19 protein-coding genes are annotated in these 20,107 nt (G+C 60.2%); 5 read left to right on the top strand and 14 right to left on the bottom strand.

Annotated features, from left to right (window positions below; all coding sequences use genetic code 11):
* Nucleotides 1-52 precede the first annotated feature (52 nt).
* Entirely contained in the window at nt 53-628 is a 576-nt protein-coding gene (locus VW35_RS21020; RefSeq protein WP_210165914.1) for a tyrosine-type recombinase/integrase, read from the top strand.
* On the opposite strand, the gene VW35_RS13590 is transcribed toward VW35_RS21020, so the two are convergent.
* The 3 genes from VW35_RS13590 to VW35_RS13580 all read right to left on the bottom strand — a co-directional run bounded on the left by VW35_RS13590 (nt 579) and on the right by VW35_RS13580 (nt 2,962).
* Complete coding sequence (locus VW35_RS13590) at nt 579-1,475, bottom strand: hypothetical protein (protein WP_046143577.1); 897 nt, start codon at nt 1,473-1,475, stop codon at nt 579-581. The two genes, VW35_RS21020 and VW35_RS13590, sit on opposite strands and share 50 nt — an antisense overlap.
* Before the next feature lie 327 nt (nt 1,476-1,802).
* A complete protein-coding gene (locus VW35_RS13585) occupies nt 1,803-2,603 on the bottom strand; it encodes an aminoglycoside phosphotransferase family protein (protein WP_046143576.1) in 801 nt (266 codons plus the stop codon).
* A 47-nt stretch (nt 2,604-2,650) separates the two neighbouring features.
* A complete protein-coding gene (locus VW35_RS13580; RefSeq protein WP_046143575.1) occupies nt 2,651-2,962 on the bottom strand; it encodes a putative quinol monooxygenase in 312 nt (103 codons plus the stop codon).
* A gap of 74 nt (nt 2,963-3,036) precedes the next feature.
* Here VW35_RS13580 and mazG point away from each other — a divergent pair, with 74 nt between their 5' ends.
* Complete coding sequence (gene mazG / locus VW35_RS13575) at nt 3,037-3,849, top strand: nucleoside triphosphate pyrophosphohydrolase (RefSeq protein ID WP_046143574.1); 813 nt, start codon at nt 3,037-3,039, stop codon at nt 3,847-3,849.
* A gap of 3 nt (nt 3,850-3,852) precedes the next feature.
* On the opposite strand, the gene hflX is transcribed toward mazG, so the two are convergent.
* The 4 genes from hflX to VW35_RS13555 form a co-directional block, all read right to left on the bottom strand.
* Entirely contained in the window at nt 3,853-5,223 is a 1,371-nt protein-coding gene (gene hflX / locus VW35_RS13570) for a GTPase HflX (RefSeq protein ID WP_052951722.1), read from the bottom strand.
* 8 nt (nt 5,224-5,231) lie between these two features.
* On the bottom strand, nt 5,232-5,483 hold the full coding sequence (hfq, locus tag VW35_RS13565; RefSeq protein WP_035078721.1) for an RNA chaperone Hfq: 252 nt from the start codon (nt 5,481-5,483) through the stop codon (nt 5,232-5,234).
* 183 nt (nt 5,484-5,666) lie between these two features.
* Nucleotides 5,667-7,049 carry a nitrogen assimilation response regulator NtrX gene (gene ntrX, locus VW35_RS13560; RefSeq protein WP_046143573.1) on the bottom strand — a complete coding sequence of 461 codons (1,383 nt, stop codon included), beginning with the start codon at nt 7,047-7,049 and terminating at the stop codon, nt 5,667-5,669.
* Nucleotides 7,050-9,380, bottom strand: coding sequence for a sensor histidine kinase NtrY-like (locus tag VW35_RS13555; protein ID WP_052951721.1), 2,331 nt, complete (start codon nt 9,378-9,380; stop codon nt 7,050-7,052).
* Nucleotides 9,381-9,623: 243 nt separating this feature from the next.
* Here VW35_RS13555 and VW35_RS13550 point away from each other — a divergent pair, with 243 nt between their 5' ends.
* Nucleotides 9,624-10,523 carry a DMT family transporter gene (locus tag VW35_RS13550; RefSeq protein WP_052951720.1) on the top strand — a complete coding sequence of 300 codons (900 nt, stop codon included), beginning with the start codon at nt 9,624-9,626 and terminating at the stop codon, nt 10,521-10,523.
* On the opposite strand, the gene ntrC is transcribed toward VW35_RS13550, so the two are convergent.
* Genes ntrC through dusB form a run of 3 tightly spaced genes read right to left on the bottom strand, consistent with a single transcriptional unit; the run spans nt 10,520 to nt 14,090 of the window.
* Nucleotides 10,520-11,965 (bottom strand): nitrogen regulation protein NR(I), encoded by a 1,446-nt coding sequence (ntrC, locus tag VW35_RS13545; RefSeq protein WP_046143572.1) that lies wholly within the window; start codon nt 11,963-11,965, stop codon nt 10,520-10,522. The genes VW35_RS13550 and ntrC overlap by 4 nt on opposite strands.
* Entirely contained in the window at nt 11,962-13,092 is a 1,131-nt protein-coding gene (locus VW35_RS13540; protein ID WP_046143571.1) for a two-component system sensor histidine kinase NtrB, read from the bottom strand. Before VW35_RS13540 ends, ntrC begins: the two co-directional genes overlap by 4 nt.
* The gene (gene dusB / locus VW35_RS13535; RefSeq protein WP_083982774.1) at nt 13,089-14,090 is read right to left on the bottom strand and encodes a tRNA dihydrouridine synthase DusB; all 1,002 of its coding nucleotides are present in this window, start codon (nt 14,088-14,090) and stop codon (nt 13,089-13,091) included. Before dusB ends, VW35_RS13540 begins: the two co-directional genes overlap by 4 nt.
* 174 nt (nt 14,091-14,264) lie before the next feature.
* Here dusB and VW35_RS13530 point away from each other — a divergent pair, with 174 nt between their 5' ends.
* A complete protein-coding gene (locus tag VW35_RS13530; protein ID WP_046143631.1) occupies nt 14,265-15,461 on the top strand; it encodes a bifunctional 2-C-methyl-D-erythritol 4-phosphate cytidylyltransferase/2-C-methyl-D-erythritol 2,4-cyclodiphosphate synthase in 1,197 nt (398 codons plus the stop codon).
* Nucleotides 15,461-15,961 carry a CinA family protein gene (locus VW35_RS13525; RefSeq protein ID WP_046143569.1) on the top strand — a complete coding sequence of 167 codons (501 nt, stop codon included), beginning with the start codon at nt 15,461-15,463 and terminating at the stop codon, nt 15,959-15,961. Before VW35_RS13530 ends, VW35_RS13525 begins: the two co-directional genes overlap by 1 nt.
* Before the next feature lie 5 nt (nt 15,962-15,966).
* Here VW35_RS13525 and VW35_RS13520 read toward each other — a convergent pair whose 3' ends face one another.
* From VW35_RS13520 to lpdA, 4 genes are all read right to left on the bottom strand, one after another.
* Nucleotides 15,967-16,410: a type II toxin-antitoxin system RatA family toxin gene (locus VW35_RS13520; protein ID WP_083982772.1), complete on the bottom strand. Its 444-nt coding sequence runs from the start codon at nt 16,408-16,410 to the stop codon at nt 15,967-15,969.
* Nucleotides 16,410-17,360 carry a lipoyl synthase gene (lipA, locus tag VW35_RS13515; protein WP_046143568.1) on the bottom strand — a complete coding sequence of 317 codons (951 nt, stop codon included), beginning with the start codon at nt 17,358-17,360 and terminating at the stop codon, nt 16,410-16,412. Before lipA ends, VW35_RS13520 begins: the two co-directional genes overlap by 1 nt.
* Before the next feature lie 86 nt (nt 17,361-17,446).
* Nucleotides 17,447-18,487, bottom strand: a complete 1,041-nt coding sequence (locus tag VW35_RS13510) for a Gfo/Idh/MocA family protein (protein ID WP_046143567.1) — start codon at nt 18,485-18,487, stop codon at nt 17,447-17,449.
* A 177-nt stretch (nt 18,488-18,664) separates the two neighbouring features.
* The gene (gene lpdA / locus VW35_RS13505) at nt 18,665-20,104 is read right to left on the bottom strand and encodes a dihydrolipoyl dehydrogenase (protein ID WP_046143566.1); all 1,440 of its coding nucleotides are present in this window, start codon (nt 20,102-20,104) and stop codon (nt 18,665-18,667) included.
* Nucleotides 20,105-20,107 lie beyond the last annotated feature (3 nt).

Genomic DNA, 20,107 nt, shown 5'->3' with positions numbered 1-20,107 from the left:
CGGGCAGGGTGGGGGGCAGCAACCGGCAATATCCCGAGCGACGCCTGTCTCAGTGGAAAATCTGGGACGACACTTCGATATGGCGTACCAGGCTGCGGACCGCATCACCCATTCCGTAGCGCGTCTTGGTTACTATCGCCGCCTGGCCATTGCCGAGATGATTTATGGCAGCGGATTGTCTTCCCGCGATCTGGTCGACCTGAAGAGTTCCGACCTCGAGAGCGCCTCCGTCGCCTCGGGCTACTTTGCTCTGCGAAACGCTGATGGGGTGCGCCTCGTGCCGATCACGACGCGAGCGCTCGAAGCCGTCACGACATGGAGACAGGTTGCAGAAGGCGCGGGAATAGACACGTCCGATTGGCTGTTCCCGTCCTTGAAGTCTCCCAGCCAACTCCTCTTGAAAGATATCACCCGCGCCATTCGTGATTTTGGCAATGACACCGACGTTTTCGAGAAGGACCAGTTGAACGCCAGTACGCTCCGCTGGGCTTTTGCCAATCATCTCATATCGAACGGGGCCGACATTCGGATCGTGGCATATGCCATGGATTTGAAGGATTTGCGGGCCATGAAACAGTTCACTTCCGGATCGCCCGATTTCGGGGATGGAGAGTTGCCAGCTCAATGATGAGTTCCGCAGCGACGGTATCCGGCACTCTATCGTGCCGCATCGCTTTGCCGAGGGGCTTCGTTGTCAGGTCTGAACTGGCACGGAAAACGTCATTGTAGGCCCGTATCAATTCTTGACTGGTGAACTGCTCATACAATGCGAATCCGACCTCCAGGGCACCTTTCCGCACGTCTTGGCTGAGGTCCATGGCCCTCAATGCCAGTTGGCGGTCTCTGCGGCTAAAGAATGCGAACTGAGATCGGTTTTCGGGATTTCTGAACCCAACCAGACCTCTATAGACGGATATGGATTCGATGAACCGGTTCGCGCCCGGGGAGGTTTCCGCGTTAAGGTCTATACCGAGCTCAGCCGCATCTGCCACTACGAGATGGAGAAGGCTCCAAGGCAACGCGACAACCTGGGAGGGCTGCAGGCCCCAATAGAAGTGCAAAGCCGCGACGGCCGCCCGTCTCGCATCCAACAATCGCGTTTTCGGCGTTCGGGTTTCGTCATTTGCAAGAGCAATGAGCTCGTCGATCACAAATTCAATGTCATCGCGCGCAAGGCCGGATGCCTTCCGTTCCATCTTGGAGTACGCCCGGTTCGCCACGGGCATTTCCGAGAGTAGCTTTACACGCACCGACCACCGTAACAAAATCCGGATGTGCGCATCTACAGAATGAATCGTGTTCTGGGCGTAATCCTTCTGGCGCAACGACAGAAGGAAAGCGTCGTAATCGTCCTGGGTAATCCTTGCAGGATCGACGTTTTGTTCTTCAGACCACGCTTGCAGAAGGTCTATGGCGTGGGATTTGGCTTTGATTTCCCCAAGGGCTACAGCCTCGCGCCAACGGTCTAACAGCATCTCGAAATCCTTGAATCACGTCAATCGACAATGGATTAGCGAGAATGAACAATCCTTTCTATCGGATAGGCCCAAGCAGCAAGATGCGACAGTTTACTCTCCCAAAACGGACAACATTCCTAGCCAGAGCTCGGACAACTTTGTACGTAAAAGGACAACTTATGACGTAGAGCACAATTCGGCTGAGAGCGGAAAAAACGACGACTTCACCAGAAACTCACATGCAGAAGTTCCATAATATATATTATGCGAATCATTCATTTGACGATTTTGCCGGAGCGAAACAGGTTTGGCTGGTCATTCCAGCTGCCTTCCCTTCGCCGATCTCTAATAGGCCGTGATGATCCGGTTGAGCTCTGCCCGGTGCCTGACGAGCCAGGCTGCGCTTCGGGTTCGCCAGGTTATGGCCCATAGCGATGATGGGTCGGTCGTCTCGGGTGTGACTTTCGCGTCGATGGCTTCGTTTGCTGCACTCAGGATCGAGAACTCGATCATGCGGTCGACGAAGCCGATCCGTTGGGCGTGTGGCAATTCGTAGCCGCCAAGCAGCGAGCGAACTTGCTTGGCGCGTTGTTCGACGGGGCCAAGGCTCAGCGTCTCCGCCAGGTCGTCATCAAAGAGCAAGGCGTTGAGCCAGCAAGCCTGGGCCAGTTCGACCATAGGATCCACTGGTCCCGCCTCCTCCCAGTCGATCAGCGCTATCGGTAGGCCGTTTTGCGCGATGATGTTCCACGCGCCGGTGTCGCAGTGTCCAATGACAGACGGTGTGCCGATGCTGCGACCGAACCATGGACGCCATTCTTCGTTTGGCGGCGGCACGAATGACGCTGTAGCGCAATGCAGCTTGCGCAGCATCGCTCCGATGGCGGGCATGGCATCGTCGCGCCATGCGTATGGATGGACGCTCTCGCCCTCGACAAACGTGAGCATCTCCCGTCCCTGGTCGTCGAACCCCGAACCAACGGCCCGTGGCGCGTGCTCATAGCCTTGCTCTTCGAGATGACGGAGCAAGGCTATGACGGTTTGGGACCAGGGTCTGGCGTTGCGATAGACGACGCCTCCGCGCGTCGAAACGGTCGATCGACCGCCGACCAGACTGATTTCCTCGCTTGGTTCTTCTTCTCTCATTGGCAAAGTGTGGCCGGCCTTGCCGATAATTCAAAGCGAAATGACGCTCAGCCAGACAACGGCCTCAGAAACGTCAGGAATGAATGCGGTTCGACGATGAGCTGCTGCAGCCGCTGATTGAAGACCGCTCCATAATCGGCACCGATATGGGCCTCGAATGCCGCTTGGTCGCGATAGATCTCGTAGACGACGAACTTATCTTCGTCGTCGGCCTTGCGATAGCAGTCGAAGGTCATGTTGCCCTCCTCGCGCCGCACATTTTCGGCGAGCCCGGCCGGCAGCGCCGCGACCTCGTCGCCATTGCCCGGCCGCGCGGTAAATTCGGCGATGAGGACGACCGGCGCTGTGGGCTGGGACATGTGGTCTCGTTTGGTTGGGTGCTGTAGGCGCAGCGCACTATGATGCAGGTAAAACGATTCTCCGGATCTTTGCCATGCAGCCCTCTCGCGACGTTTCCCGCCTCATCGAAATCATGGCCGCCCTGCGCGACCCCGTCAGTGGCTGCCCCTGGGATCTTGAACAGGATTTTTCGACGATCCGGCACTATACGATCGAGGAAGCATATGAAGTGGCTGACGCGATCGAGCGCCAGGATTTTGCCGATCTTCGCGAAGAGCTCGGCGATCTGCTGTTGCAGCCGGTTTTCCATGCCCAGATGGCCAAGGAGGCTGGGCATTTCGATATTGGCGATGTCGTCTATGCCATCACGGAAAAGCTCATCCGGCGCCACCCGCACGTCTTCGGCGATGTCAGTGCCGATGATGCAGCTGGGGCTCAGGTCAATTGGGAGGCGATAAAGACCCAGGAACGGGCCGCGAAGGCTGCGCGGCGTGGCGATGCGGTAAGCTCGGTTCTCGACGATGTTCCGCAGGTGCTCCCTGCCCTAGCCCGCGCCGAGAAACTGACCAAGAAGGCCGCAAAGGTCGGTTTCGATTGGCCCGATTTCGACTCGGTGCTGGCCAAGGTCACCGAGGAAATCGTCGAGGTCACCGAAGCGCAGAGAAGCGGAGACGAGGAAGCGACCCATGAGGAAATCGGCGATCTGCTGTTCGCCGTAGCCAACCTCGCGCGCCATGCAGGGATCGATGCAGAGGCTGCGCTGCGCGACGCCAATGCCAAGTTCACGCGCCGCTTCCATCATGTGGAAGCACGCTGCCGCGAAGACGGGGTTGAACCGGCCAAGGCCGGGCTCGCGCGCTTAGACGGCTACTGGAACGAGATCAGGGCAGCGGACAAGATCCGCTAGTCCCTAGAGGTCGGACAGTGCGATGCGGCCGTTGAAACGCTCGAGAAACGCGCTCTTGTGCCGCGGATCGACCCGGACAACGTAGTCCTGGCCTTTTTCTGTCGGCTCGTCGCGCGAAATTACCTCGGCATTGCTGTGGAGCCAGCCGATGTCGGCGCCGGCGCTGTGCGGCACGTGCACATGATAGGTGCGGCTTTGTTCGCCGAGCGATTTTTCGATCAGCGCCCTGAGTTCTTCAACTCCCTGCCCCGTATGGGCAGAGACGGGCATGGTGGCAAGCACCTTGCCCGCGGGTGATGCCCCAGCTAGCGCAAAGCCTGGTTCGCCGAGGAGGTCGACCTTGTTCCACACCTCGATCACGGGCGTGGTTTCGGAGGACACGCCGAGTTCGTCGAGCACCTCCAACACGTCCTGCGCCTGGGCGGCGTTATCGGGATTGGCGATATCGCGGACATGAAGAATGATGTCGGCGTCGACGACTTCTTCGAGGGTCGCGCGGAAAGCGGCAACAAGATCGTGCGGGAGATCGGCAACGAAGCCGACTGTATCGCTGAGCATGACTTCGCGGCCATGCGGCAGCTCGATCTTGCGCACGGTGGTGTCGAGCGTCGCGAAGAGCAGGTCCTCGGCAAACACCCCTGCCCCTGTCAAACGATTGAAGAGGCTTGACTTGCCAGCGTTCGTGTAGCCCACAAGCGCCACAACCGGTATTGCGGCGCGCGTGCGCTGCGCGCGCTGTTGCGCACGGGTCTTCTTGACCTTATCCAGCCGCTCTTCGAGCAGGACGATCCGGTCGGTGATCTGCCGGCGGTCGCTTTCGATCTGGGTTTCACCAGGACCGCCCATGAAGCCCATGCCGCCGCTGCCGCGCTGACGCTCAAGGTGGGTCCAGGAGCGCACGAGACGCCCCTTCTGATAGTTGAGATGGGCGAGCTCGACCTGAAGCACGCCTTCGCGCGTTGCGGCGCGCTCGCCAAAAATTTCGAGAATCAGGGCGGTACGATCGAGCACCTTGGTGCCCGTTTCGCGCTCGAGATTGCGCTGCTGGATCGGAGAGAGCGCGGTATCGACGAGCAGCAGCTCGATCTCTTCCGCCTTGACCTTTTCGGCGATCGCTTCGACTTGGCCGCCACCGATATAGGTCGCCGGACGGATTTCGCGCACCTTGACCACGTCGGAAAAGCGCACGTCGAGCCGGATGGCCTCGGCGAGGCCCTCGAACTCGGCCTGTCGCGCTTCAATGCTGTGATAGGACGACTTGCCTCGGACGTCGGGACAGATCAGCCCCACGCGGGTCGGCTGTTCCTGCCGATCGATAAACGCCTTAGGGCCGCCTGCGTGGCGACCACCATCTTCGTCGTCAAAATCGTCCATAAAGCTCGTCAGTCGTGATCGTTGTTCTGCTCGGGATCGAACAACTGGATCGGTGCACCAGGCATGATCGTCGAGATCGCGTGCTTATACACCAGTTGCGACTGCGCGTCACGACGCAGAAGCAAACAGAAATTATCGAACCAGGTGATGACGCCCTGAAGCTTGACACCATTCACGAGGAAAATCGTGACCGGGACTTTTTGCTTGCGAACGTGATTGAGAAAGGAGTCCTGCAGGTTTTGCTGCTTCTCGCTGGGCATTTAGGCCTCTTGCCGCGGCATTTATTGTCGCTGTCGTTGTCGCAACTGTGTGCGTCCCACTCCCCAAGGCTGCCGCCCAGTCTTGGTTGCCGGGAATTATCATATCGTAAGCACTATGCCACACATCACCTTTGCTGCCTACCCGCGGCAAACGCATGGCACGAAGCCATTTTCGTAATGTTCTCAAAGCCCCAGCGACTTGATCTTGCGGTGAAGTGCGCTGCGCTCCATGCCGACGAACTCGGCGGTTTTTGAAATATTGCCGCCAAACCGTTCGATCTGGGCGAGAAGATATTGCCGCTCGAAGACTTCACGGGCGTCGCGCAGCGGCAGGCTCATGAGATGCGCGGAGGCATCCGTATCGCCGACGGTGGGAAGAACCTCGCCGATATCGGACGGCAGCATACTGGCGGTAATGACGCCATTTTCAGGCTGCTGATCCTTCATCAGAATAAGAAGCCGCTCGATCGAGTTGCGCAATTGACGCGCATTGCCCGGCCAATCCTGGGCCTGCAAGACCGCAATCGCGTCATCGCCAATGCTCATCCGCTGCAAGTTGTGCATCCGGCAAACCTGCTCGATGAACACGCTGACAAGCGGTGGAATATCCTCGCGCCGCTCCTTGAGAGGGCTGAGTTGCAATGGCACGATGGCAAGGCGATGGAACAGATCGGAGCGAAATTCGCCGCTCTCCGTCAGGCTCGAGACGTTTTGAGAGCTCGACGAAATGATGCGCACGTCGATAGGCACCGCCTGAGCGCCACCAACACGATTAAAGCGATTCTCGACAAGCGTTCGCAACAGCGCGTTTTGCACCGGTGCGGGCAGCGTGGTCACTTCCGAAAGATATAGCGTGCCGCCATGGGCTCGCTCGAGTGCGCCAACCTCAACCTGCAATAGACCCGACTTGTCGCGGGTCTCGCGCCCGAACAACACCACCGGCACTTCGTCAGGAGCATAGAGCGAGGCGTTGATCTCGACGAAGGGCGCATTGGCGCGGGGGCTGCGCTGGTGAATCAGGCGGGCGACGAGCCCCTTGCCGGCGCCGGAGGGGCCGGCGACGAAAATGCGCGAGTTGGTCGGCGCCGATTTTTCGATGATGCCGCGCACCTGCTGAAGCGATGGCGAGCTGCCGACCATATCGGCATTCTTGGCCGCCGACCGTTCCTTGAGTTCGGCGACTTCGCTGCGCAGCCGGGTTGCTTCCATCGCGCGCTGCGTCACATGCAGGAGCCGGTCGATCTTGAAGGGCTTTTCGATATAGTCGTAAGCGCCGCGGCGAATGGCGGATACGGCCGTCTCGACATTGCCGTGGCCGGAAATCATCACCACCGGCATATCCGGGTGCTGGCTCTGGAACACGTCAAGGAGCTGCAAACCGTCAAGGCGCGAGCCCTGCATCCAGATATCCAGAAATACGAGACTGGGACGCCGGCGGGCGATTTCGTTCAGGCCGCTATCGGCGTCATGCGCCTGCCGCGTTTCATAGCCCTCATCGTCCAGAATGCCGGCAATGAGGTCGCGGATGTCGTCTTCGTCGTCGATGATGAGAATATCGAGAGCCATTTACTTATGGACAACCGCTGGCAACAGCGGTTCCTCCTCTTGGGGCGGTTCGGGCTCGAGGGGAGCGGAACTGACCTCTTCATTGATTTTGTGTGCGGAACGTAAGGGCAGGGTGAACGTGACGCACGCCCCCACCCTGCCCTGCTCGTCGGGTTCGGCATCGACCAGCTCAACGATACCGCCATGCTGTTCGATGATCCTTGCAACGATTGCGAGGCCCAGGCCGGTGCCCTTCTCCCGCGTGGTCATATAGGGCTCGAGCAAACGCTGGCGGTTTTCCTTCGGCCAGCCCTTGCCGTTGTCGGAGACGGAAATGCGGGCATGATTGCCCTCATAATGCGCCTCTACCTTGATCGTCGGCTGCCAACCCGACGTCATGTCGAGCCCTTCGAAGGCTTCGACGGCATTCTTGATCAGGTTCGTCAGCGTCTGCGACACAAGGCGCGTGTCGAACCAGGCGTAGATGGTTTCGTCCGGAAGTTCGGTGGTGATGTTGACTTCGGGAAGACGCACGCTTTCGAGGAAAACAGCCTGCCGGATCGTATCCGTCAGATCGGCGCGCTCCGGTGCGGCCTCTGGCATCCGCGCGAAGGCGGAGAATTCGTCGACCATGCGCCCAATATCGCCGACCTGCCGAACGATGGTGTTGATGCACTTATCGAACACATCGCGATCGTCCTCGAGCCGGTTGCCATAGCGCCGGCGCAGCCGCTCGGCGGACAGTTGGATCGGGGTCAGCGGATTTTTGATTTCATGGGCGATGCGCCGCGCGACGTCGGCCCAGGCGCTGGTGCGTTGGGCGGATTCGAGTTCGGTGATGTCATCGAAGGTGAGGACATAGCCCTTGGATTCAGTGATCGAGCCTTCGCGAGTGAGCTGGATCTGATAGATTCGGCGGTCAGTTTCGTTGCCGAGTTGGATCTGGTCGCGCACCTGGCCACGCCGGGCGGAGCGCGCCTTTTCGATCGTCGGCGCGATCTCGGGCAGGATGTCTTCCATCCGCTCGCCCATCATTTCGATTTCCGTCTTGCCGAGCATTTCGCAGGCACGCGCGTTGACCAGCGTCACGGCGCCGAATGGGTCGAGCCCGATGATGCCGGCCGACACGCCTTCCACCACGGCCTCGGTGAACTGGCGTCGCTTTTCGTTGACCTCGTTGGCCGTCAGTAGCGCCTCACGTTGGCTTTTGAGCTGCTCGGTCATCCGATTGAAACCATTGGAGAGATCGCGCAGATCTCCCCTGCCCTCCTGCACTGGAACGCGGACATCAAGGTCGCCGCCACTGACGCGGCGGGACGCAATCATCAGGTTCTTGATCGGATCCACGAAGCGATTGGCAAGTGCAATGCCGATCCACAGGGCGGCCAGGAGCAGCACCACTGCAAGACCGACATACATGATGGTAAAGGTAATCTGGAAAACGAGGCGGTTCGACGCATATTCACGATATTCCGTGATATTGTCGTCGGTTAGCCGCATATATTGAAGTACTTCCGCATCCACGGGACGCGCCACGAAGAGGAATGCGTCGTCATAGCCGCGCAGCTTGATGACCGAGCCGACGAGGTTGGTGCTGCCCGGTGCAATGGCGGTGGGAATGCCTTCGACCACTCCCTGCGTAATGCCCTCCGGCAAGCGCGGATAGCCGCCCGCTGCGTTGATCTGCGCGCGCATCAAGGTATTGCCATTGCTGTCGATAATCGACGTGAACGGCAAGGATCGCGTCACGGCCAGTGCTGTCAGGATGCGTTCGAAACGCGGTCCGTCTTCCACATAGGTGGCGTGCGATTGTTCGAGCTCGGTCGCCACCCAGATGATGTCGTCGCGCAGCACCTGAGCATGTTCAAGCATGTAGGATCGGGCGACGAGGCGGGAGCTTTCAACCATGGCTCGCGTACGGTCAGAAAACCACTGGTCGAGCCCCTGGTTGAGGGCAATGGTCGCGACGATCGCCACGATCACCGCCGGAACGCCTGCGACGAGGGCAAACATGCCGACCATCCGTACCTGCAGCGCCGAGCCTGGCACGCGCCGCATACGCGCCTGCACCAGCAGCACGGCCTCGGTGACGACCAGCGCCAGCACAAGGAGAACGAGGAGACCGGTGACGACCCAGATGACCGTCCAGACGGTCGCCGACGGCTCTATATTCGTCGTGCCCGACAGGATCAGGAACGACACCGAGGACATGAGCACGGAGGCAAAAACAACGAGGAACCCGAGCACACGCAAAGGCCCGTTCCCCTCGGCGGAGAACAGGGAACGCTGCGCTTTCACCGCCGCCGAGGGCGGATTGAGTGCGTTGATGTCGCTGCTGACCGCCTCAGTCATGCATTACTCAGTACATCCAGCTTCTGGTTTTCGAGCAAGCCACGCCTCCGGTTGATACAAAATCGGCGCGAGTACTGCTTCAAGCGGAAGAGCCTGACCCAATTCGGCGGACCCTTCAAGATAATTGTTGCCGAAATGTGACACTTCTCTGTTCAGAAGCCAGTATTTGGCCATGTCGCCCCCGCTATGGACAAGATTTAACCTGGAGCGCAAAGAGGGACGAAATCGCCTTCGAGCCCCATCGTGACCACGCAAGTTCTTTCCAAGCCGGAAGCCGCCAGCCTCAGGGGCATGGCGCTCGGCATCTCTGCCTATACGCTCTTCTCCGTTCACGACGCGATCATCAAAACCATCATCCACGTCCTGCCGGCGGTGCAGATCCTATTCGTGCGCAGCATCGTTATTGTCTGCCTCTGCATGATCTTCGGACGGAGCACCATGTTCGCGCGGCTGTGGGCTTCGTCCAATCGCGGCATGATCCTCGGCCGTGGGCTGCTCACGCTTGCGGCTTGGGTGATGTATTATAGCGCAGGCCGCGAACTGCAGCTCGCCGAGATGACGACCCTCTATTATTTCGCGCCGGTTCTGACGACGGTCCTGGCGGTTATCTTCCTCAAGGAGCGATTGACGCTGGCCAGGATTGGCGCGGCTTCTATCGGCTTTTTCGGTGTCGTCGTCGCTGCCGATCCAACCGGCTTCACGCTCAGCCTTCCCGTCATGCTGGTTCTGCTGGCCGCGCTGAGCTGGTCTATCGCCATGATCTTCATGCGCACCATTTCAAGGTCGGACAGCGCGATCGTGCAGGTCTTTGGGCAGAACGTGATCCACGCGGTCGCCATGGGCACAGTCAGTCTGCCGTTCTGGCAAGGAATGGGGATCGGCGAAATCGCCTTTTGCATTGCCGCGGGCCTCGTCGGCGGGCTCGCGCAGTTCATTCTCGTTGAATCGGCCAAGCTCGTGCCGGCCAGTGTTCTCGGCACAGTAGAATATGGCGCACTGATCTGGGCCTTCGTCTTCGGCTTCCTCTTCTGGAACGAGGTGCCGATGAGTAATGTCTATGTCGGGGCAGCGCTCGTTATCGCGGCGGGGATGATGCTGGCGTGGACCGAGCACCGGAGCCGCCGCGAGCAGATGCGGCGCTAGCTGCGTCGGCTGTGCTTGACGATCTCGATTGAGTGCGTGCGGATTTTCTTCCGCAGCGTATTGCGATTGAGCCCCAGGAGGTCGGCAGCCTTGATCTGGTTGCCGCCGCAGGCATTGAGCGCCATGGCGATAAGCGGCGCTTCGACACGATCGATGACCCTCTCATAAAGCCCAGCCGGCGGAAGGTTGGGCTCATATTCGCGCAGCAGCTGACCCACGTGGCTTTCGACCGCCGTCGACAGATCGACCGGCCCACCCGCGTTCGAAACGGAAGGGCGATCAGCGATATTGAGTTCGTTCTGAACGATTTCGGCCGAAATGCTTTCGTCGGCATAAAGCGCCGAGAGGCGCCGGACGAGGTTTTCGAGCTCGCGGATGTTTCCGGGCCAGGAATAGTTCTGCATCAGCCGGATCGCTTCGGGTGAAACGGTTTTGGGCGCCTCGCCATCCCGTTCCGCGGCGCGGAGAAAATGCTGCACGAGATCGGAAATATCGTCGATGCGTTCGCGCAGCGGCGGCAGGCGGATCGGCACGACATTGAGACGATAATAAAGGTCTTCGCGGAACAGACCTTGCCGGATCATCTGGCTGAGATCGCGGTGCGTGGCGGCAACGATGCGAACATTGGTCTTGATGGCGTTGCGGCCACCAACCATGGTGTATTCGCCCTCCTGCAAGACGCGGAGAAGCCGCGTTTGTGCATCCATCGGCATGTCGCCGATTTCGTCGAGGAACAGCGTGCCGCCCTCGGCCTGTTCGAAGCGGCCGGATGAGCGCGTATTGGCGCCGGTGAAGGCGCCCTTCTCGTGGCCGAAAAGCTCGGCCTCGATGAGATCGCGCGGGATCGCGGCCATGTTGATGGCGACGAAGGGACCATTGCGGCGCTTGCCGAAGTCATGGAGCGCGCGCGCTACCAATTCCTTGCCAGTACCACTCTCACCGGTGATCATCACCGTGAGGTCGGTCTGCATCAACCGGGCCAGCGCGCGGTAAATGTCCTGCATCGCGGCCGAACGGCCGACGAGGGGCATGGAATCACCCTGCTCTTCCGCCTTGCGCTCCGCATTGCTCGGCTTCTTGGCATCGGCCAGGGCGCGAGAGACTACCGAAAGCACTTCGGTGATATCGAAGGGCTTTGGCAGATATTCGTAGGCGCCGACTTCCGAGGCGCGGATCGCCGTCATGAAGGTGTTTTGTGCCGACATCACGATCATCGGCAGATCGGGCCGCAGCTTCTTGATTTTCGGCATCACCTCGAAGGCATTGCCATCAGGCATGGCGACGTCGGTGATCAGCACATCACCTTCCCCGCGGCTGACCCAGTTCCACATGGTGGAAATATTGCCGGTGGGGCGCACTTCATAGCCGGCGCGCGTTAGCGCCTGATTGAGTACCATGCGGATGGCGGCATCGTCGTCAGCGAGCAAGACAACATGGCTCATTTCGTCGATACCTCTTCAGGGCTTTGTTGGAATGCGCCGCTCGCGACGGGCAGAAGAATGCGGAAACGGGTGCGGCCAGGCCGGCTGTCGCAGTCGATGACGCCGCCATGATCGCCCACGATTTTGGCGACGAGGGCAAGGCCGAGGCCGGAGCCGTTGGTCTTGGTGGTCACGAAGGGATCGAAGAGGAACGGTAGCGTATCTGGCGGCACGCCGGGGCCATTGTCCTCAATGACGATCTCCAGCGGCAGCGAGATGCGCTCGGCAACTCCGGCCACACTGATACGGATGCCCGGACGGAACGCCGTCGATAATCTGATCTCCGGTTTCTGTGTCCGTTCAAGGGCTTCAGCCGCGTTCTTCACCAAGTTCAGGAAGACCTGAATAAGCTGATCCCGATTGCCGAACACGGGCGGGAGCGATGGATCGTACTCTTCGAAGAAGGTGATGCCACGCGCGACGCCATTGCGCGCCAGGAGTTTTACCCGGTCGAGCACGACGTGGATATTAATCGGCTCGCGCTCCATCGGTCGTTCGTCGCCGAAGACTTCTACACGGTCGATCAGTCCGACGATCCGGTCTGTTTCTTCACGGATCAGCCGCGCCAGGGGGATTTCGTCCGCGGCGACCGTCTGCTCCAAAAGCTGGGCAGCGCCGCGAATGCCCGAGAGCGGGTTCTTGATTTCATGGGCCAGCATCGCGGCGGGGCCGGTCACCGAACGCGCAGCGCCGCGCGACACCATCTGGCGGTCGATCTTGTCGGCCATCGTCCGTTCCTGGATCAGTACGGCTACCCGGCCATCCTCATCCGAAATCGGGCTCGCGAAAACATCGGCAATCCGCTCGTCGCCAAAACGCGAGGAACCAATGCGCACGCGATATTCCGTCATCGGTGCGCGCCGCAGCACGACGGTTTCGACGAGCGAAATAATCGGCGAACCGAAAGCAATGAGGTCATCGAGCTTCTGTCGCGTAAGGACACTCAACGAGGCGCCGAAAAAAGCTTCGGCCGCGTAGTTCACGAACTGGATCTTTCGCGATTCATCGAGGACGATGATCGGCTGCGGCAGCGCCTGCAGCACCGAGCGCGACGGAAAACCTTCGAGGGCAGACATGGCAGCGTTCATGCGGCCACACTCCATTCATTGGAAAACACCCGCCCGATCAATTTGATGACTTCGGCCGGCTGGTCATTGTCGAGCAGCGCCTTGCGGGTGGGTTTGTCGAGATTGAGATTGGCTGCCTCGGCATACCAATCAAGATGCTTTCGCGCCGCGCGCAGGCCCACTTCAGTGCCATATTCGACCAGCATCTCGTGATAATGCTCTTCGATCAGCGCGATGAGCGCTGCACCAGTTGGCGCCTCGGGGATGGCTTCGCCGGCAAGAGCCGCGCCGATCTGTCCTACGCGCCAGGGCTGCCCCTGCGCACCGCGGCCAAGCATAACTGCTGCGGCGCCAGACTGCTCCAGAGCTGTGCGTGCGGTTTCCTCATCGAGGATATCGCCATTGACGACCACCGGTACCGGGACCGCCTCGACGACCGAACGAACCAGTTTCCAGCGCGCCGTGCCTTTATAGAATTGCTGTCGCGTTCGCCCATGCACGGTGATCATCTGCGCGCCCGCATCGACAGCCATCCGCGCGATCTGCGGAGCATTGAGGCTTTCATCGTCCCAACCCAGCCGCATCTTTACGGTAACCGGACGGGTGGTAGCGCCGACGACGGCCTCGACGATCGCCAGCGCCTGATCCGGCACGCGCATCAGGGCCGAGCCGGCATAGCCGCTTGTCACGCGCTTTGCCGGACAGCCGAAATTAATGTCGATGATGTCGGCTCCGGCATCGGCCGCGATCCTTGCGCCTTCCGCCATCCAGCCGGGTTCGCAGCCCGCCAGCTGGACCATATGCGGCAGGCCGCCGGCCTTGTGCAGCTTGCGCACCATGTCGAGGTGGCCTGTGCCGAGCGCGGCGCTGGCGATCATCTCGGAAACGACCATGCCGGCGCCAAAGCGCTCGGCAATCTCGCGGAAGGGTCTGTCAGTGATTCCCGCCATTGGCGCGAGGAGGGCGCGGTTGCGAAGGCTGTGGCCGCCAATGCTTAATGTGAAGGCACTACCAGACAATCGCCTGCCCCAGAAATGACCATTTAGCGCTAGGTGCCCGCACAATAGTCATTTTTGGAAGTGGCGCAACACCCTAACGGCGTGCGGCAAATGGGAACCAGCGGTGCTCTTGCCGCATGGCGGCCTCGGGGCTAGACCAGTCAGATGTATGACGGTTGAGTAGTGCTTGCCTATATGTCCACACGTCCCAAATCCATAGCCGTCATCGTCGTTGCAGCAGGAAAAGGCGAGCGCGCACAGGGCGGTGATAACCCAACACCCAAGCAGTATCGCACCATTGCCCGTCGAGCCGTCCTCGCTAGAACCATCGATGCCTTTCTGGCGCTCGATACAATTACCCAAATCCTGCCAGTCATCCACCCTGACCACGCTGACCACTATGCCGGTCTGAGGTTCAACGACGCGCGCGTTCTTCCGCCCGTTCACGGCAGCACAACGCGCCAGGCGTCCGTGCTCGAAGGCCTCAAGGCTGTGGCACCGAGCCGCCCAGACCTCGTGCTTATTCAGGACGCAGCGCGCCCATTTTCTTCGCCGCAGGTGATTGGCGACGTCATCGCCGTGCTCGCTCAGTATGACGGCGCACTGCCCACCGTGCCCTTGACTGACACCATCAAGCGCTCGCTCGATGGTCGCGAGGTCGTGGCCACCGAAGACCGCCGTCAGCTCTCTGCTGCTCAAACGCCGCAAGGCTTTCGCTTCGCACAGATTTTTTCGGCGCACATGCGCGCCGGGTCTGTTCGTCGCGAATTTACCGACGACGCCGAGATTGCCGAATGGGCAGGCCTCCGCGTTGCCATGGTCATGGGCGACCGCGACAACATCAAGATCACCCATCCTGAAGACTTCTTGCGCGCCGAGCGCATCCTCCTCGGAGATCACGCCATGGAAACCCGCGTCGGCACCGGCTTTGACGTTCACTCCTTCGAGCCGGGCGATGCCGTCTGGCTCGGCGGGGTCCGCATCGAGCACACCGCCAAGCTTAACGGTCATTCCGATTCCGACGTCGCCCTGCACGCGCTGACCGATGCCATCCTCGGCGCCATCGGCGAAGGCGATATCGGCATCCATTTCCCCCCAAGCGACATGCAGTGGAAAGGCGCCGCGTCGACGATCTTCCTCAAACACGCCGGCGATCTCGTTGCCAAACGCGGTGGGCGTATTGTCAATCTCGATGTCACCATCGTTTGTGAAGCGCCAAGGATTGCCAAACACGTTCCGGCGATGTGCACTGTGATTTCCCAGACGCTGGGGATCAAGCCTGATCGCGTGGCGATCAAGGCGACGACAAGTGAAAGGCTCGGGTTTACCGGGCGGGAGGAAGGTATCGTGGCAATGGCGAGCGCAAGCGTAGAAGTGCCGAGGGATGAGTGATGGGAACCTCTCCCGAACCCAGCCTGGCCAAAAGCATCATCGACCTGCTGCGTGACACGAACAAGACGATCGTCACCGCGGAAAGCTGCACCGGCGGCCTTATTGCGGCGGCGCTAACTGACGTTCCCGGTTCGTCGGCAGCGGTCCACGGCGGATACGTCACCTATTCAAATTTAGCCAAGTCCAAGATGATCCATGTCCCGGCCCGGCTGATCCATGATTATGGTGCGGTGAGCAATCAGGTCGCTCGCGCCATGGCGGATGGCGCCCGCAATACGGCGCGAGTCGACATCGCGGTCTCGGCCACCGGCATTGCCGGACCGGACGGTGGCACCGACAAAAAGCCGGTGGGCCTCGTCTACCTTGCGGTATCGACCGATCTTGCAACCGTCGTCATCGAGCATCGCTTCGGCGATATCGGCCGCGAAGCCGTGCGCAGGGCGACCGTCGCGGCAGCGCTCGAACTCATCATGCAGGTGATGACCAGCGACGAAGACTGAGGGACCTAAACGCCGAAGCGGCGATCGGCCTCTTCGGCAAAGGCACGGATGATCTCGTCCTGCTTGGCCGCGAATGCCGGCTCGGCTACGGCGGCGATGAGCGGGTTCGAGATCTTGAAGTCAATCTCAAAACGCACCCGTGTCCCCTGCCCTTCGGCCTCAAAACTCCAGATGCTATCCAAATAGGCGAAAGGCCCGTCGACCGCCTTGGCGGCGATCGTCAGGGTTTTGGGATCGAGCGTGACGCGACTTGTATAGGCTTGCGTGATGGGCCCGAAATGCAGCGTCATCCGCGCCAACCGCACATCTCTGCCGCGTGCGGCTGGATCGGGCCGCACGTCCATCGCTTTGCAATTGGGGATGAAACGCGGATAGCTCGAAAGGTCCGAAACGATCTCATACATCGACTGGGGTAGATGCGGCACATGCCGCTCGAAGAAACGCTTCATCAGTGCCCCAGCTTGGCGAGCCGCGCCGCCTTGAGCTGCGCGAAGTCTTCGCCCGCGTGATGCGAGGAACGGGTCAGCGGGCTCGACGACACCAGGAGAAACCCCTTGGCCGTCGCAATTGTCGCGAACGACTTGAACTCTTCCGGTGTCACGAAGCGCTGTAACGGGTAGTGCTTCTTTGTCGGTTGCAGATACTGGCCGATGGTCAGGAAATCGACCTCGGCCGAGCGCAGGTCGTCCATGAGCTGCAGAACTTCGTTCCGCTCTTCGCCGAGGCCGACCATGATGCCGGACTTGGTGAAGATGGTGGGATCGAGTTCCTTGACCCGCTGCAACAGCCGGATTGAATGGAAGTAGCGCGCGCCCGGACGCACCTTGAGATACTTGGACGGCACGGTTTCGAGATTGTGGTTGAACACGTCAGGCTTGGCCGCGACGACGATCTCCAGAGCACCTTCCTTGCGCAGGAAGTCCGGCGTCAGGATCTCGATCGTGGTCTTGGGCGTGGCCGCACGTATGGCGCGGATCACATCGGCAAAGTGCTGCGCGCCGCCATCGGCGAGGTCATCGCGGTCGACCGACGTGATCACCACATGCTCAAGGCCGAGCTTAGCCACGGCCTTGGCGACGTTTTCCGGCTCATGCGGATCAAGCGCGGTGGGCAGGCCCGTCCGCACGTTGCAGAAGGCGCAGGCGCGGGTGCAGATCTCGCCCATGATCATCATGGTCGCGTGCTTCTTGCTCCAGCACTCGCCAATGTTGGGGCAGCCGGCTTCCTCGCAGACCGTAACGAGATTGTTCTCGCGCACGATCTGCTGGGTTTCCTTATAGACCGGCGAGCCCGGCGCCCTGACGCGAATCCAGTCCGGCTTGCGCAGCACGATGCTTTCGGGCCGGTTGGCCTTTTCCGGGTGGCGCGGGCGGGCCGCATTATCGATGAGCGTGACCATGATAGTCCTGACTGGGCGTTTGCCCGTTATATCGCTCCCTTGAGCTGCCGGTTCAACCCGGCCTTTCTGCTAGGCTGACATCCCCGTCAGCCGAGCACTTCTTTGATTTCGACCCAATCGCCGCCGCGCGATGCAGACATGATACTGGCCTGCACCAGCGCGAGGGAACCGAGATTATCCTCGCCCGAGCTGAAGCCGACCGGCACGACGCCGGTTTCGACGACCTCGGCGATGGCATTGAGCGTTCCGCGCCGATCCGGAAACTGCACGGGATCGAGCGCAACCGCTTCAGGAGCATGGTCGAGCGCGCGTAGCGTCAAAACGTCCGGCCCTGCCTTGTCGCGGAAGTGGTCGCGCGAGCTCCAGAGGATCTGCCCCTCGGCCCCATCCATGACCCACTCGCCGGCCCAAGGCGTAACCGGGCCCGAATTCATCCAGCTAGCGCGGTAGGAGATCATCGTGCCCTTGGCAAATTCGATCAGCGCAACGCCGCTCGGATGAAAATGGAACGGACTGCCCGGCGGATTCCAAGTGCGGCACGAAAGGCGCACCGGCTCGTCACCCAGCACGAACCGCATCAGATCGAAGTGGTGGATCGACATATCGGCAAGGAGCGGATCCGGCATATCCCAATAACGATAGCCCTGGCTCGGTCCGTGGCGGCGGAAGTCGAGCGACACCATGTTCATGGCGCCGAACTTGCCTTCGGCAACAAGCTTCGCCGCGGCGATCGGCGCCGGCTGATGGCGATAGTTCTGGCTGACCATCAGCACCTTGCCTTGGGCCTTGGCGAACTCCACCAGTTCCTTGCCTTGCGCAATGGTCGTCGTGAAGGGCTTTTCGACGATGACGTTGAAGCCCAGCTCGAGGCAGCGTTTGACGACGGGATAATGGGCTTCGGTCCGCAGCGTGCAGATGGCGACCGAGGCATCGGTCTGCTTCGCCGCCTCTTCAAGACTGGTAAAGCACAGCTTGGGATCGACGCCGAGTTCGGTCTGGACACGCGCCGTCGCCTCAGGGCTCGTGTCTACATATCCCACCATTTCAACACTGGGAACATTGGGGATAACGTCTTTGGACCAGCTAAATCCCCAATGTCCGAGGCCGATCTGAATTGCCTTGACCATGTGGATAACTCCTGTGGTTTTAAACTCTTGAGGTCTTCGCCGCTACTTCGTTCATCGTCACTGCCAGGCTTTTCCCGGCAACCCATCCTGCCTGCGCATGGACCACCGGAATAAACCCGGCGGTGACGATTGAGACCAAGTCCACGGGCTGACCTAAAGCGTGTCAGCCGAGCGCATTCAGATGTTGAGCGCGCGCCCGTAAGCGTCGAGCACGCTTTCCTTCATCGTTTCGCTCAGCGTGGGATGGGGGAAGATGGTGTGGATGAGTTCTTCTTCGGTGGTTTCGAGATTCATGGCGACGACGAAGCCCTGGATGAGCTCGGTCACCTCGGCACCAATCATATGAGCGCCGAGAAGTTCCCCGGTTTTGGCGTCGAAAATGGTCTTAACAAGGCCATCGGGTTCACCAAGCGCAATTGCCTTGCCATTGCCCACGAATGGGAAGCGGCCGACCTTGATTTCACGTCCGGCTTCCTTGGCCTTGGCTTCGGTCAGGCCGACGCTCGCCACCTGCGGCTCGCAATAGGTGCAGCCCGGCACCTTGGTCTTGTCGAGTCCGTGGACCTTGAGGCCGGCGATCTTTTCGACCGTGATGACAGCTTCATGCTCGGCCTTATGCGCCAGCATCGGCGGGCCGGCAACGTCGCCGATGGCCCAGATGCCGTCGACATTGGTTTTGCCATAATGGTCGATGACGATGGCGCCGCGCTCGGTTTTGACGCCGACCGTTTCAAGGCCAAGGCCCTCGATATTGCACATGACGCCGACAGCCGAGATCAGCTTGTCGCCAGCGATCTCCTGGGTCTTGCCGTCCTTGGTTTCGACATGGGCAACGACGCCGTTACCGGTCTTTTCGACCTTGGCGACCTTGGCTTCGGTGATGATCTTGATGCCGCGCTTTTCGAGGCGCTTGCGGGCAAGGCCAGAAATCTCGACATCTTCCACCGGCAGGATATTGGGCAGCAGTTCGATGACCGTCACTTCGGCGCCGAAAGAGCGGTAGAACGACGCGAATTCGATGCCGATCGCGCCCGAGCCCATGACGACCAGTGACTTCGGCATTTCGGCCGGCTTCAGCGCTTCGAAATAGGTCCAGATCTTGTCGCCATCTGGCTCGATGCCTGGCAGCACGCGCGGACGCGCACCAGTGGCAATGATGATGTTCTTGGCCTTGTAAGTTCCCTCGCCGAGCGCATTCTTCGGCACGGGGCCCTGCGGCTGTACGACTGGCTTCTTAGACGGCGCAACTTTGATTTCACCGGGTTTGGTGATCGTCGCTTCGCCCCAGATGATGTCGATCTTGTTCTTCTTCATCAGGAACTGCACGCCATTGTTCATCTGCGCCGCAATGGCGCGCGAACGCTTGACGATGCCGTCGAGGTCGAAGCCGAACTTTTCAGCGGTCAGCCCGTAGTCCTTGGCGTGACCCATGTGGCCATAAATCTCAGCTGAACGCAGCAGAGCCTTGGTCGGGATGCATCCCCAGTTCGAGCAGATGCCCGCCATGTGCTCGCGCTCGACGATAGCCACCTTCATGCCCAGTTGCGCGCCACGAATGGCAGCGACATAACCGCCGGGGCCGGCGCCGATGACGAGAAGGTCGTATTGATCAGCCATGTC

The sequence above is a fragment of the Devosia soli genome, assembly GCF_000970455.1.
Lineage (GTDB): Bacteria > Pseudomonadota > Alphaproteobacteria > Rhizobiales > Devosiaceae > Devosia > Devosia soli.
Note: the sequence above shows the minus strand (reverse complement) of the source record. Positions and strands in the feature narration are given on the sequence as shown.

Bases quoted from the DNA above. Each gene is read 5' to 3' on its own strand.
- VW35_RS13540 (WP_046143571.1), bottom strand. From the start codon at position 13,092: ATGAACGCTGCCATGTCTGCCCTCGAAGGTTTTCCGTCGCGCTCGGTG.
- mazG (WP_046143574.1), top strand. From the start codon at position 3,037: ATGCAGCCCTCTCGCGACGTTTCCCGCCTCATCGAAATCATGGCCGCC.
- VW35_RS13580 (WP_046143575.1), bottom strand. From the start codon at position 2,962: ATGTCCCAGCCCACAGCGCCGGTCGTCCTCATCGCCGAATTTACCGCG.
- VW35_RS13555 (WP_052951721.1), bottom strand. From the start codon at position 9,380: ATGACTGAGGCGGTCAGCAGCGACATCAACGCACTCAATCCGCCCTCG.
- lipA (WP_046143568.1), bottom strand. From the start codon at position 17,360: ATGGTCACGCTCATCGATAATGCGGCCCGCCCGCGCCACCCGGAAAAG.
- hfq (WP_035078721.1), bottom strand. From the start codon at position 5,483: ATGCCCAGCGAGAAGCAGCAAAACCTGCAGGACTCCTTTCTCAATCAC.
- VW35_RS13510 (WP_046143567.1), bottom strand. From the start codon at position 18,487: ATGGTCAAGGCAATTCAGATCGGCCTCGGACATTGGGGATTTAGCTGG.
- VW35_RS13530 (WP_046143631.1), top strand. From the start codon at position 14,265: ATGTCCACACGTCCCAAATCCATAGCCGTCATCGTCGTTGCAGCAGGA.
- lpdA (WP_046143566.1), bottom strand. From the start codon at position 20,104: ATGGCTGATCAATACGACCTTCTCGTCATCGGCGCCGGCCCCGGCGGT.
- ntrC (WP_046143572.1), bottom strand. From the start codon at position 11,965: ATGAGCCATGTTGTCTTGCTCGCTGACGACGATGCCGCCATCCGCATG.
- VW35_RS13585 (WP_046143576.1), bottom strand. From the start codon at position 2,603: ATGAGAGAAGAAGAACCAAGCGAGGAAATCAGTCTGGTCGGCGGTCGA.
- hflX (WP_052951722.1), bottom strand. From the start codon at position 5,223: ATGGACGATTTTGACGACGAAGATGGTGGTCGCCACGCAGGCGGCCCT.
- VW35_RS13525 (WP_046143569.1), top strand. From the start codon at position 15,461: ATGGGAACCTCTCCCGAACCCAGCCTGGCCAAAAGCATCATCGACCTG.
- VW35_RS13590 (WP_046143577.1), bottom strand. From the start codon at position 1,475: ATGCTGTTAGACCGTTGGCGCGAGGCTGTAGCCCTTGGGGAAATCAAA.
- VW35_RS13520 (WP_083982772.1), bottom strand. From the start codon at position 16,410: ATGAAGCGTTTCTTCGAGCGGCATGTGCCGCATCTACCCCAGTCGATG.
- ntrX (WP_046143573.1), bottom strand. From the start codon at position 7,049: ATGGCTCTCGATATTCTCATCATCGACGACGAAGACGACATCCGCGAC.